The following is a 13,014-nucleotide window of genomic DNA, read 5'->3' on the forward strand; positions in this document are numbered from 1 at the left end:
CTAGAAGCGGGGCATGCCGCCGAACTGGCGGTCGCCGGCGTCGCCGAGGCCCGGCACGATGAACGCCTTGTCGTTCAGGCCCTCGTCGATCGCGGCCGTGACCAGGCGCAACGGCAGGCCCGACCGCTCCAACCGCTCGACACCCGCGGGCGCCGCGAGCACGCACAGCACGGTGATGTCGGTCGCGCCGCGCTCGGTGAGCAGCCGGCAGCAGTGCTCCAGCGAGCCGCCAGTGGCGAGCATCGGGTCCAGGACCAGCACCGGAAGGTTCGTGAGGTCGACGGGCAGCGACTCCATGTACGCCCGGGGCTCGAAGGTGTGCTCGTCGCGGGCCAGCCCGACGAAGCCCATGGACGACTCCGGCAGCAGGGCCAGCGCCGAGTCGGCCATGCCGAGGCCGGCGCGCAGCACGGGTACCAGCAGCGGCGGCGCGGCCAGCCGGGTGCCGCGGGTGGGCGCCACGGGCGTGTCGATCTGGTAGTGCTCGACGGCCGAGGTGCGGGTGGCCTCGTACACCAGCATGGTGGTGAGTTCGTGCAGCGCGGCGCGGAACGCCGCCGAATCGGTGCGGGCATCGCGCATCGCGGTCAGCCGCGACTGGGCAAGGGGATGATCAACCACGAGTACGTCCACGGCCGTCAACCTACCTTCCCGTCTGTCTAGACTCGGCGGTATGACGGCGACAGCTACCTCGGCGTTCGCCGACATCGGGCGGTCGGACGCGGCGTTACGCACGTTCCTGCATGGATTGCCCGGTGTCGACCAGGTCGGCGCCGAGCAGCGCGCCGCGATGCTGGGCACCCGCTCGATCAAGACGACCGCCAAGGCGTGGGCCATCGACCTCGCGATCCGGATGGTCGACCTCACCACGCTGGAGGGTGCCGACACCCCGGGCAAGGTGCGGGCGCTGTGCGCCAAGGCACGCCGCCCCGATCCGGCCGACCCTGAGGCACCCGCGGTCGCGGCGGTCTGCGTGTACCCGTCGATGGTGCCCGTCGCCGCCGAGGCCCTGCGTGGCTCGGGTGTCCACCTCGCGAGCGTCGCCACCGCTTTCCCCTCCGGCCAGGCCCCGCTCGACGTCAAGATCGCCGACACCCGGGCGGCTGTGGCGGCCGGCGCCGACGAGATCGACATGGTGATCAGCCGGGGTGCCTTCCTGTCCGGCCGGTACGCCGAGGTGTACGACGAGATCGTGGCCGTCAAGGAGGCCTGCGGCGACGCGCACCTCAAGGTGATCCTGGAGACCGGCGAGCTCGCCACGTACGACAACGTGCGCCGCGCCTCGTGGCTGGCCATGCTGGCCGGCGGCGACTTCATCAAGACATCGACCGGCAAGGTCCCGGTGGCCGCCACCCTTCCGGTGACGCTCGTGATGCTGGAGGCCGTCCGCGACTTCCGGGCCGCGACCGGCCGGCAGGTGGGCGTCAAGCCGGCCGGCGGCATCCGCACCACGAAAGACGCGATCAAGTACCTCGTCGTGGTCAACGAGACCGCCGGCGCGGACTGGCTCGATCCGGACTGGTTCCGCTTCGGCGCCTCGACGCTGCTCAACGACCTGCTGATGCAGCGCACCAAGCTCAGGACCGGGCACTACTCCGGCCCGGACTACTTCACGGTGGACTGAACCATGTTCGAATACGCCCCGGCGCCCGAGTCACGCTCGATTGTGGACATCAAGCCGTCGTACGGCCTGTTCGTCAACGGCGAGTGGGTCGACGGCGAAAACCGGAACAAGACCGTCAACCCGGCCACCGAAGAGGTGCTCGCCGAGGTCGCCTGGGCCACCGAGGCCGAGGTCGACAGCGCGGTGGGTGCCGCACGCACGGCGTACGAGAAGGTCTGGTCGCGCACGTCGGGTCGCGAGCGGGCCAAGTACCTGTACCGGATCGCCCGGATCATCCAGGAGCGCTCCCGCGAGCTGGCGGTGCTGGAGTCGATCGACAACGGCAAGCCGATCCGCGAGTCGCGCGACGTCGACGTCCCGCTGGTGGCGGCGCACTTCTTCTACTACGCCGGCTGGGCCGACAAGCTCGGATATGCCGGCTTCGGGCCATCGCCACGCCCCGTTGGCGTCGCCGGCCAGGTCATCCCGTGGAACTTCCCGCTGCTGATGCTGGCCTGGAAGATCGCACCGGCGCTCGCCTGCGGCAACACGGTGGTGCTCAAGCCCGCCGAGACCACCCCGCTGACCGCGCTGCTGTTCGCCGAGATCTGCCAGGAGGCCGACCTGCCTCCGGGCGTGGTCAACATCGTCACCGGCGCGGGCGACACCGGGCACGCGCTCGTGTCCCACCCCGGCGTCGACAAGGTGGCGTTCACCGGTTCGACCGATGTTGGCCGGGCCATCGCCCGCGCTGTCGCCGGCACCCGCAAGAAGCTCACGCTCGAACTCGGCGGCAAGGCGGCCAACATCGTCTTCGACGACGCCCCGATCGACCAGGCGGTCGAGGGCATCGTCAACGGCATCTTCTTCAACCAGGGTCACGTGTGCTGCGCCGGGTCCCGCCTGCTCGTGCAGGAGTCGGTCTACGACGAGGTACTGGCCTCGCTGAAGCGGCGCATGGCGCTGCTGCGCGTCGGCGACCCGCTCGACAAGAACACGGACATCGGCGCGATCAACTCGGCCGCACAGCTCGACCGCATCCGCACGCTCTCGGAGATCGGCGCTTCTGAGGGGGCGACGCAGTGGTCGCCTCCGTGTTCGTTGCCGGACCGGGGCTTCTGGTTCGCGCCGACGATCTTCACCGGCGTCACCCAGGCGCACCGCATCGCGCGCGAGGAGATCTTCGGGCCGGTGCTGTCGGTGCTCACCTTCCGCACCCCTGCCGAGGCCGTCGAGAAGGCCAACAACACGCCGTACGGGCTGTCCGCCGGGGTCTGGACCGACAAGGGCTCCCGCATCCTGTGGATGGCCGATCGGCTGCGCGCCGGTGTGGTGTGGGCGAACACGTTCAACAAGTTCGACCCGACCGCGCCGTTCGGCGGGTACAAGGAGTCGGGCTACGGCCGCGAGGGTGGCCGGCACGGGCTGGAGGCGTACCTCGATGTCTGACCGGTTGGCGGTCCGCAAGACCTACAAGCTGTACGTCGGCGGGAAGTTCCCGCGCAGCGAGTCGGGACGGTCGTATCTCGTGCAGGACTCCAATGTGGCGCTCGCCTCCCGCAAGGACGTACGGGACGCGGTGGTCGCCGCCCGCGCGGCCGTGAAGGGCTGGTCGGGTGCCACCGCGTACAACCGGGGGCAGATCCTCTACCGGATCGCCGAGATGCTGGAAGGCCGCCGCGACCAGTTCATCGGACTGGGCGAAGCGCCCGCCGACGTCGACGCGGCGATCGACCGCTGGGTCTGGTACGCGGGCTGGTCCGACAAGATCGCCCAGGTGTACGGCAACGCGAACCCGGTCGCCGGGCCCTACTTCAACCTCTCCGCCCCGGAGCCCACCGGCGTCGTCGGTGTCGTCGCCCCGCCGGACTCGCCGCTGCTCGGCCTGGTCAGCGTCGTGGCGCCCGCCATCGTGACCGGCAACACGGTGGTGGTGCTCGCCTCCGAGGGGCAGCCACTGCCCGCGGTAACGCTGGCCGAGGTGCTCGCCACGTCCGACCTGCCCGGCGGCGTGGTCAACATCCTGACGGGCCGGGTCGAGGAGACCGGGCCCTGGCTGGCCGCCCACATGGACGTCAACGCGATCGACCTCACCGGCGCCCTCGAGGCCGAGCTGGCGCGGTCGCTGGAGGAAGCGGCGGCCGACAACCTCAAGCGCGTAGTGCGCCCATCCGCCACCCCGATCGACTGGCATGCCGACCCGGGCCTGGGCCGCCTGACCGCTTTCCTCGAAACCAAGACCGTCTGGCACCCCAAGGGCGTCTAGAACTCGCGCGTGACAGCACTCACATCCGGCGGGCGGCGGCGGGAGCGGGAGGGCTACTACGAGCGGTAGCATCGATGTCGTGATGCGCCTGGGTGAGCTCGAACGTGCCGTGATGGACGTACTGTGGGATCGACGCACGCCGCTGACCGTCCGCGAGGTGGCGGAGTCTCTGCATGACCGCGAGCTGGCGTACACAACCGTCATGACGGTGCTCGACCGGCTCGCCGGCAAGGGCATGGTCGAGCGCGAGCGGGCCGGCCGAGCCTGGAGCTACCGGCCGGCGGCCAGCCGCGAGGCGTACATCGCCCAGCTCATGCTCGATGCCCTCGACCTGGCCGGCGAGCGCGACGCGGCGCTGGTCCGGTTCGCCCGCTCGGTGAGCGGCACCGAGGCCGACGTGCTGCGTGCGGCGTTGGCTGAGGAAGCCGCGGACGGGAAAAGCTGACCGCCATGGTGTACGCCGTTCATTTCGCGGGCGCGGTCATGGCGTGCTACCTCACCGCGCAGGTGCTGACCCGCTCCACCTGGACATACCGGGCGCCCCGGGTCGCGATCGTCTGCTGGCAGGCGCTCGGCCTCGCGCTGGGCCTGTCGGCGATCGGGCTGCCGCTGTCGATGGGCCTCGCGCCGTACGGCACCAATGTCAGCACCGCGCTGGGCCGGCTGGTGCGTGGTGACCTCCCGCCCGGCTTCGGCCTCGTGCACGCTCTGCAGATCGCGGCCGCGCTCGGCGTGGCCGGCGTACTGCTGGGCACGACGGTGACGTGCGGGCTCCGCGCGATCCGGGCGCAGCGCCGGCACCGCGAGCTGCTCAACCTGGTGGGCCGCGACGACCCGGCCGCGCCCGGCGCGCTCGTGCTCGACCATCCGAGTGCGGCGGCGTACTGCCTGCCGGGCATGCGACCGCAGGTCGTGGTCAGCGCCGGCACCCTCAGCCTGCTCGACCGCGCGCAGCTCGCGGCGGTACTGAGCCACGAGCGCGCCCACGCCGACGAGCGGCACGATCTGGTGCTGCTGCCGTTCACCGGGCTGTGCCGGGCCCTGCCGTGGGCCGGTTGGGTCGAGGCCGCGCGCGAGCGGGTGTCGCTGCTCGTGGAGATGCGGGCGGACGACAAAGCGCGGCAGTTGCACGCCGACGGGCAGCTCGCGGGGGCGCTTCTGCGGTTCGCGACCGCGCCGTCGCGGGTCACGCCCGCCGGGGCCCTGGGTATCGCGGACACGGAGCTGGACGCGCGGGTGCGCCGGCTGCTCACGACCGGCCGGCCACCGCGGGTGCGGGGCGCGCTGGCTCTCGCGGTGACGCTGACGCTGGTGGCGCTGCCAGTCTCGCTGTTCCTGAGCTGAGCTGTTCCTGAGCTGACCTCCAAGAGTTAATCTACTACGAGTCGTCGTAGATTAATGTGTAGCCAGCCTACGTGTAGGCTGGCTACATCGAGAGGGGGCTGACTCATGGACCCGTTACTCCTCGCGCGACTCCAGTTCGCCACGACGACGTCGATCCACTTCCTGTTCGTGCTCGTGACGCTGGGCCTGGTCACCGTGCTGGTCTACCTGCAGACCGCATGGGTGATCACCAAGAAGCCGGTGTACGAGCGCCTCACCCGCTTCTGGGGCACCCTCTACCTGATCAACTACGTCCTGGGAATCGCGACCGGGCTGGTGATGGAGTTCCAGTTCGGGCTGAACTGGAGCGGCCTCTCGCACTACGCCGGCAACGTCGTGGGGGCACCGCTGGCCATCGAGACGCTGGTCGCGTTCTTCCTGGAGTCCACGTTCCTGGGCATGTGGATCTTCGGGTGGCACCGGCTGCGGCGCGGCGTGCACCTGGCGCTGCTATGGGGCGTCGCTATCACGGCATACGCCTCCGCGTTCTGGGTGATGGTCGCCAACTCGTTCCTGCAGCACCCGGTGGGCTACGAGGTGCGAGACGGCGTCCTGCACCTGGCGGACTTCGGTGCCCTGCTGCGCAACCAGTCGTTCGGCATCGCCTTCGGCCACGTGACCTTCGCCGCGCTGACGGTCGGCGGCTTCCTGGTCGCGGGCATCAGCGCCTGGCACCTCATCCGGCGCACCGCCGACTACGAGCTTTTCCGCACGTCACTGCGGATCGGCGTCGTCACTGCGAGCATCGGCACCGTCATGGTGACCGGCTTCGGATACGCCCAGTTCGGCTACCTGGGCACGATCCAGCCCACCAAGTTCGGCGACGAACACGACAAGATGGCCGCCGCGACCGACTTCGCCGCCCGGTTCGGCGGGAGCGCGGCCGACTACCTGCCACCGGAATGGGTCGGCGCCCCTCTCGGCTTCATGATCATTATTGCCAACCTGCTGGGCCTCGTCGTCTTCCTGCTCCCGCTCCTCTTCCGTGACTGGATCATCCGGATGCGGGCACCGCTGTTCATGCTCTTGTTCGCCGTGCCGCTGCCGTTCGTCGCGGCGATCTTCGGCTGGCTGTTCCGCGAGATCGGCCGCCAACCGTGGATCGTGTACGGGCTGCAGAAGACGTCCGACGCGGTCAGCCCGGTGAGCGGCGGCACGATGCTCGCCTCCTTCCTCGGCTTCACCGCGCTCCTGCTGACGCTGGCGATCACCGACTGGTACCTGATAGCTCGATACGCCCATGCCGGCGCCGCCGACCCCTCGCTCGGGCGTCACTACGAAAGTCCCACCACCGAGCCCCGGCCCGAGCGGGTCCTGGCCTGAGGAGGTTCCTGTGAGCACCGCCTGGTACGCCCTGCTCGGGCTCTTCTTCGCCACCTACTTCGTGCTCGGTGGCTACGACTACGGCACCGGCATCCTGCTCGCGCGGGCCCGCACCGCACCGGAACGCCGCGCCATGCTGACCGCGGTCGGCCCGTTCTTCCTCGGCAACGAGGTCTGGCTTGTCGCCGCCGTCGGCATCCTCTTCGGCGCGTTCCCCCTGCTGGAGGGCGAGTTGCTGTCCGGCCTCTATCCCGCTGTGGCGCTCGCTCTCGCCGCCGTGCTCACCGTGACCGCCTCGGTGCAGTTGCGCAGCCGGCCGGCCAGCGACGTCGCCAAGCACGCCTGGGACCGCGTGATCATCGTGAGCAGCACGGTCGCCGCCTTCGCCTGGGGAGCGGTGCTCGCCGGGCTCCTCCAAGGCGTACCCGGCCATGTCTTCACCTCGTTCGCCCTGATCTCAGGTCTCGCGTTCGTCGCGCTGGTCGCGACGCACGGCGCCGCGTTCCTCGCGCTGCGCCTCCCCGAGGGAGGCTTCGACAAGATCGGCCGCAAGCTGGCACCCCTGGCACTCGCCGCGGTCGGCGCCGCCACCGTCGCGGGCCTGCTCTCTTCTCGGGTACGCGGACACGCGCACCGCCTACCAGTGGTGATCGCCGGACTGGCGCTGCTGGTGGTGTGCCTGATGGTGGCTCGCGTCACTCTGGGCCGGCGAAACGGTGTCGCGTTCGCGGCGACATCCCTGGCGCTGGCGGTGCCGGTGTTGCTGGTGGGAGCCACGATGTGGCCGTTTTCGCCGGTCACGGGCCTGACGGTGGCCGACGCCGCGGCCAGCGGTCCCACGTTGCGGCTGTTGAGCTGGCTCGCCGTCCCGCTGCTGCCGGCCCTACTAGGCTTCCAAGCGATGTGCTGGTGGGCTTTCCGAGGCCGGATCGACGACCGGGCGCCGGTGTACTGGTGAGCCGACGGCCGTTCGATCCCCGACTGCTCCGCCGGGTTCCCGCGACCCGGCGGCAGTTCGGCGCACTCGGTGCGCTGGGGATCGCGGCCGGTGTCGTCGTCATCGCCCAGGCGACCGCCCTCGCGACGCTGCTCGCCGCGGCGGCGGACGGCCGGCTCGATCGCCCGGCGCTCGCGGCCTTCGTGGCCGCCGTGGCGGCCCGAGCCGGCGTGGTCTGGGGGCAGGGCGTGGTGGCCGCCCGCGCCGCGGCCACCGTCAAGGCGGCGCTGCGCACCGAGCTGCTCGGCTCGGTCGGCGCGCGGGGACCGGCATGGGTGGCTGGCCAGCGCGCCGGCGAGATCGCCACGCTCGCCGGTCGGGGCCTGGACGCACTCGACGCCTACTTCACCGGATACCTGCCACAGCTCGTCCTCAGCGTGACCGTGCCGGTCGCGGTGCTGGCGCGGCTGACCTTCGCCGACTGGAGTTCGGCGCTGATCGTCGCGGTCACCCTGCCGCTCATCCCGATCTTCGGGGCGCTGCTGGGCTGGCAGGCGCAGGCCGCCACCGAGCGCCAGTGGCGGCGCCTGTCGATGCTCGGCGGCCACTTCCTCGACATGGTGGCCGGCCTTCCGACGCTGCGGGCGTTCGGGCGGGTGCGCGCCCAGGTCGAGGTGGTCCGGCGGATGGCCGACGGGCACCGGGTGGCCACGATGCGCACGCTGCGGATCGCGTTCCTGTCCGGGCTCGCCCTGGAACTGGTCGCCACGCTGTCCGTGGCGCTCGTGGCCGTACCGGTCGGGCTGCGGCTGCTGTCCGGTGGCCTGACGCTCCAGACAGCGCTGCTGGTGCTGCTGCTCGCCCCCGAGGCGTACCTGCCGTTGCGGGCGGCCGGCGCCAAGTTCCACGCGAGCATGGAGGGTCTCACCGCCCTCAACCAATCCTTCGCGCTGATCGGTGACCCGTCCGCCCGGCCGTCCGCCACCGCCTCCGTGCCGGCCGGCGAGATCCGGTTGGAGCGCGTGACGGTCGAGTACGAGCGGGGCGTGGCGCTGCGCGACGTGTCGCTCGTGATCCGGCCCGGCGAACGGGTCGCGCTGATCGGGCCCAGCGGAGCGGGCAAGAGCACGCTGCTGGGGCTGGTGCTCGGGTTCGTGACGCCCACCTCCGGGCGGGTACTGGTCGGCGGCGTCGACCTCGCCACCGCTGATCTCGACGGGTGGCGCCGGCAGATCGCGTGGGTGCCGCAGCGGGCCCACCTGTTCGCCTCGTCGCTGGCCGACAACATCCGCCTCGGCGCGCCCGGCGCCACCGACGAGCAGGTGCGGATCGCGCTCAAGGCCGCCGCGCTCGACGAGGTCGTCGACGCCCTGCCTGACGGGCTCGACACCGTGCTCGGCGAGCGCGGCCACGGCCTGTCCAGCGGGCAGCGGCAGCGGTTGGCGCTCGCCCGAGCCTTCCTGCGCGACGCGCCGATCCTGCTCCTCGACGAGCCGACCGCCCGGCTCGACGCCGCCTCCGAAGCAGCCGTACTGGCAGCCACCCGCAAGCTCGTCGCCGGCCGCACCGCGCTGCTGGTGGCGCACCGGCCGGCACTGCTCGCCGAGGCCGACCGGGTCATCCGGGTCGAAGGCGGCCGGGTGACCGCCGACTCCCCCGTGGGAGCGCCAGCATGAGCCCCGAGCGCCGCGTCCTGCGGCTCGCCCGCCCGTACCTGGGCCGGCTGCTGCTCGCCGGCGTACTGGCCGCGGGCACCGAACTGGCGGGCCTCGCCCTCATGGCGACCGCCACCTGGCTGCTGATCACGGCCGCCGGGCAGCCGCCGGTCGCCGCGCTCACCGTCGCGATCGTCTCCGTGCGCGCGCTGGCCATCGGGCGCGGCGTGCTGCGATACACCGAGCGGCTCGCCGGGCACGACGCGGTACTGCGGATCATCACGGAGGTCCGTGCTCGCGCCTTCGCGACGCTGGCCGGGCGGCGCGAGCAGGCCCGCTCGGGCGACGCGCTCAGCCGGCTCGTGTCCGATGTGGACGCCGTACAGGATCTGCTGCTCCGGGTGCTCGTGCCGGGTGCCGCGGCGTCGGCTGTGGGCGTACTGGCGCTGGCTGGTGCGACGGCGATCTCGCTTCCGGCGGCGCTTGCGCTGGCAGGTGGCCTGCTCGTGGCCGGCGTGGCGCTGCCCGCCGCCGCGACCGCCCTGACCAGGCGCACCGCCGATCGTGTCGCCCCGCTGCGCGCCGCCCTTGCCGCCGACGCGATCGACCTCACGCACGGCGCGGCCGACCTGGCGGCGTTCGGCGCCACCGGCACCGCGCTCGACGCGGCGTCCGGCCGGGCCCGCGAGCTTGCCGCGCTGGAGCGGCGCCTCGCGGCGGCGGGCTGGGCCGTCGACGCGGCCGGTGTGCTGATCGCCGGCGCCACCTCGGCCGCCGTGGTGGCCGCCGCGCTCTCCGCCAGCGTCGACGGCGTGCTCGTCGGGGTGCTCGCCGTCGGCACGCTCGCCGCGGTCGAGGCGAGCCTGGCGCTGGTCACCGCCGCCCGCCAGCACACCGAGCTGCGCACCGGCCTGCGCCGCGTCGCCGACCTGCTGGACCCGCCGCCCCTCGAAGACCGGTCGGGAGACACGCCGACCGCCTTGCGCGACGTCACCGTGCGGTACCGGCCGGGTGGACCACCGGCGCTCGACGGCGTCAGCCTCGAACTGCCGCCCGGCCACCGCATCGGCATCGTGGGGCCGAGCGGGGCGGGCAAGAGCACGCTGCTCCGGGTGCTCGCCGAGTCGGCCGCCCCCTCGGCGGTGGGTGGGCTGCTCGCCGACGCGCACGTGTTCCACGCCACGGTGCGCGAAAACCTGGCGCTCGGCCGGGCCGGCGCCACCGACGACGACCTCGCCGCGGCCTGCGCGACCGCGGGGCTCCTGGACTGGGTACGGGAACAGCCGGACGGCTGGGACACCGTGGTGGGCGAAGACGGTGGCCAGCTCTCCGGCGGGCAGCGGCAGCGGCTCGCGCTGGCCCGCGCGGTCCTGCTCGACCCGGCTGTCCTGGTGCTCGACGAGCCCACCGAAGGGCTCGACCCGAGCGCCGCTGACCGCGTGCTGGCCGCCGTGGTGGCGAGTGCCCGCGCCACGGTGGTACTTGTCACACACCGGCTGCGCGGCCTCGCCGACTTCGACCACGTCGTCGTACTCGACAACGGCCGCGTGGTGCAGCAGGGCCGCCACGCCGAGTTGGTCGAGGCTCCTGGCTGGTACCGGGACCAGTGGCTCGCACAGGAGACCGCCGAACGCGGCTATCTCAGCGCCGCCTAAGGATGCCTAGGGGTCTAACCCTGATGCAACCTGTCGGTGCCCCGTGGCACGCTCGGCGGTATGCGCGCCACCATCGACGACTACATGCGCCACCTCGACGGTGCACTGATCGGTCCCGGCCGGCTCAAGCAAGACATGCTCACCGAGGCGCGCCACGGCTTGGTCGACGCCGTTGAGGGATACCGCGAGGCTGGTCTGCCAGAGTCCGAGGCCGAGCGGCAGGCGGTGGCCGAGTTCGGCACGGTGGTGGAGCTGGCCCCGGCCTACCAGGCGGAGCTGGCCATGGGCGCGGCCCGGCAGCTCGCGCTGCGACTGGCGCTGGTGCCTGTCCTGCTCTCGCAGTTCGCTCAGCTCATGTGGTGGCGGGCGCCGTGGACCGCGTCCGGCCCGTTCCCGCCGGATGCCTACGTCTTCGCCTCCGACGTGCAGGACCACCTCGGATACGTGGTCGCACTGATGGCCCTGTCGGCGTATGGGCTGATGATGTGGTCCGCCCGGCGGCGAGGCCCGGTGCGGCGCGGTCTTGCCAAGGCGGTCGGCGTCGGGGCGTTCGCCCTGGTGGCGGTCAACTCCGCGGGCGGCTTCGTCCTGTACGTGTGGTCGGTGGTGCTCTGGAATGCCGCGCTCACCTGGCCGCCCATGCTGTTGGGTGGCGGCGCGATCATGGTGGCGTACTGGTGGCTGGGCCGCTCGGCCGCGACCTGCGTGGCGGCGGCGCGCCTGGCATAGCCGGCGCGTGCTCAGGCCGGTGCGGCGCCCAGAAAGCGGCTCACCGTCGTGCTGAACTCCTGCCAGCTCTCGCGCTCGCCCGCCAGCGCGCCGTGCCCCGCCTTGGTGAGCTGGTATGTCCGGCGTTCCCGGCCATTGACGGTGCTCCACGCGCTCTCCACGTATCCGGCTCGCTCCAGCCTTCGCATGGCCGGATAGACGGTGCCGGTAGGCAGATCGAGCGAACCGCCGCTGCGGAATTTAAGCGCCTCGATGATGGCGTATCCGTGCAGCGCTCCACCCTCCAGCACCGCCAGGAGCAGCGCATCCAGGTGCCCGTGCAGGGCCTGGGCCTTCATAAGTAGACAGACTACCGATTCGCGCCGCGAGTTCCAACGGGGTGCGGGCGCTCACGGCTCAGGATGGACGACTAGGGTGTGTGTGCGCAGAGTCACCTGCACGACAGTTCACACACGGAGGTCAGCGTGGCCCGCCAGTCGCCCAACCGGCCAGACGCCGACGAGCCCGAGATCGACGCCGACGAGCTCGAGGCCGACGAGCTCGACGAGGAGCTCGACGACGACACCCCCACCGCCGAAGGCGCCGCCGCGACCGGAGACCGGTCGCTCTGGACCGATACGCGCATCGATCCGGTCGAGATCGCGCTGCCGTCCGGCGTTGGTCTGACGCTGCGGGCTTACCGCCTCTCCACGACGCTGACGCCGACCGATATCGGCGAGCGCGAGGAAGACCTGTTCGAGTCGCGCGCCCGGCACGCGGTGCCCGAAGACGACGAAGACACCGTCATCATCCTCGACGACGACTTCCCCGCCGAAGAGGACGAGGACGCCACCGAGGAGATCGAGCGGCGCGGTAAGCACGAGCGCGACGAAGACGAAGACGCCGAGGCAGACGAGGAAGAAGACGAGGAGCCGGCCGAAGACGTGCCGGCGTTCCTGACCTACAAGGGTCAGCTGCTCCTCTTCAAGAACGCCGAGTCGCTGGTCGCCTTCGTCCGGTCCGGCGCGCCCAACGACCTCGCCCAGCTCGACACCTGGGACGAGTTGCGCGAGCGGATCCAGCCCGCCGACGTGGCAGCGTCCGAAGAGGACTCTTACGAGCTCGACCTCGTCGTGGAAAACCTGCGCGGTGGCCACGATTCGTGGGATCTGCACCTGCTCATCGACGCCGGCGAAGTGGCCCGTGACCTCGCGTATGCGTTGCGGCTACAGCCTGTGCTCACGGCTCTCTCGCCCGGATCCCCTCTGGACGATCTGGATGAGGCCCTCCGTTCCGCCGCTGGTGGCGGGCTTGGGGCGTTTCGCGGCCGGCGCCGATTGAAGAAAATCGGGGCACAACAGGCAAGTATTGGCTGGCGCACGATTATCGGCAAGATCTCTGCCGCTGTGGACTGGCGCGACTGACCCCTCACCAGGGAGCATCAGTCCTTGGCACACGACACTGTCCGGGGAGGAGGACGACGC

At 71.5% G+C, this 13,014-nt stretch carries 11 protein-coding genes and 2 pseudogenes; 11 read left to right on the forward strand and 2 right to left on the reverse strand.

What is annotated here, in order from left to right; genetic code table 11:
• On the reverse strand, nt 1-633 hold the full coding sequence (gene upp / locus QMG73_RS17735) for a uracil phosphoribosyltransferase (protein WP_281896943.1): 633 nt from the start codon (nt 631-633) through the stop codon (nt 1-3).
• A 40-nt stretch (nt 634-673) separates the two neighbouring features.
• Between upp and deoC the strand changes: the two genes are divergently transcribed.
• From deoC to QMG73_RS17785, 10 genes and pseudogenes are all read left to right on the forward strand, one after another.
• Complete coding sequence (gene deoC / locus QMG73_RS17740) at nt 674-1,624, forward strand: deoxyribose-phosphate aldolase (protein WP_281896944.1); 951 nt, start codon at nt 674-676, stop codon at nt 1,622-1,624.
• A gap of 3 nt (nt 1,625-1,627) precedes the next feature.
• Nucleotides 1,628-3,052, forward strand: coding sequence for an aldehyde dehydrogenase family protein (locus QMG73_RS17745; protein WP_281896945.1), 1,425 nt, complete (start codon nt 1,628-1,630; stop codon nt 3,050-3,052).
• A complete protein-coding gene (locus QMG73_RS17750; RefSeq protein WP_281896948.1) occupies nt 3,045-3,869 on the forward strand; it encodes an aldehyde dehydrogenase family protein in 825 nt (274 codons plus the stop codon). The genes QMG73_RS17745 and QMG73_RS17750 overlap by 8 nt, the downstream gene beginning before the upstream one ends.
• A gap of 79 nt (nt 3,870-3,948) precedes the next feature.
• Nucleotides 3,949-4,287, forward strand: a pseudogene (locus tag QMG73_RS17755) (BlaI/MecI/CopY family transcriptional regulator); the annotation flags it as partial.
• 32 nt (nt 4,288-4,319) lie between these two features.
• Nucleotides 4,320-5,213 (forward strand): M56 family metallopeptidase, encoded by an 894-nt coding sequence (locus tag QMG73_RS17760; protein WP_281896950.1) that lies wholly within the window; start codon nt 4,320-4,322, stop codon nt 5,211-5,213.
• A gap of 105 nt (nt 5,214-5,318) precedes the next feature.
• A complete protein-coding gene (locus QMG73_RS17765; protein ID WP_281896952.1) occupies nt 5,319-6,575 on the forward strand; it encodes a cytochrome ubiquinol oxidase subunit I in 1,257 nt (418 codons plus the stop codon).
• Nucleotides 6,576-6,585: 10 nt separating this feature from the next.
• Nucleotides 6,586-7,533, forward strand: coding sequence for a cytochrome d ubiquinol oxidase subunit II (locus QMG73_RS17770; RefSeq protein ID WP_281896954.1), 948 nt, complete (start codon nt 6,586-6,588; stop codon nt 7,531-7,533).
• Nucleotides 7,530-9,188 carry a thiol reductant ABC exporter subunit CydD gene (gene cydD / locus QMG73_RS17775; protein ID WP_281896955.1) on the forward strand — a complete coding sequence of 553 codons (1,659 nt, stop codon included), beginning with the start codon at nt 7,530-7,532 and terminating at the stop codon, nt 9,186-9,188. Before QMG73_RS17770 ends, cydD begins: the two co-directional genes overlap by 4 nt.
• Nucleotides 9,119-10,822 (forward strand): annotated as a pseudogene (gene cydC / locus QMG73_RS17780) (thiol reductant ABC exporter subunit CydC); the annotation flags it as partial. The gene cydD and the pseudogene cydC, both read left to right, overlap by 70 nt.
• Nucleotides 10,823-10,882: 60 nt before the next feature.
• Nucleotides 10,883-11,551 carry a permease prefix domain 1-containing protein gene (locus QMG73_RS17785; RefSeq protein WP_281896958.1) on the forward strand — a complete coding sequence of 223 codons (669 nt, stop codon included), beginning with the start codon at nt 10,883-10,885 and terminating at the stop codon, nt 11,549-11,551.
• An 11-nt stretch (nt 11,552-11,562) separates the two neighbouring features.
• On the opposite strand, the gene QMG73_RS17790 is transcribed toward QMG73_RS17785, so the two are convergent.
• Nucleotides 11,563-11,889, reverse strand: coding sequence for a PadR family transcriptional regulator (locus QMG73_RS17790; RefSeq protein ID WP_281896959.1), 327 nt, complete (start codon nt 11,887-11,889; stop codon nt 11,563-11,565).
• Between the two features lie 96 nt (nt 11,890-11,985).
• Here QMG73_RS17790 and QMG73_RS17795 point away from each other — a divergent pair, with 96 nt between their 5' ends.
• Nucleotides 11,986-12,954 (forward strand): DNA primase, encoded by a 969-nt coding sequence (locus QMG73_RS17795; protein WP_281897095.1) that lies wholly within the window; start codon nt 11,986-11,988, stop codon nt 12,952-12,954.
• Nucleotides 12,955-13,014: the final 60 nt, after the last annotated feature.

Source organism: Phytohabitans aurantiacus (assembly GCF_027923225.1).
Lineage (GTDB): Bacteria > Actinomycetota > Actinomycetes > Mycobacteriales > Micromonosporaceae > Phytohabitans > Phytohabitans aurantiacus.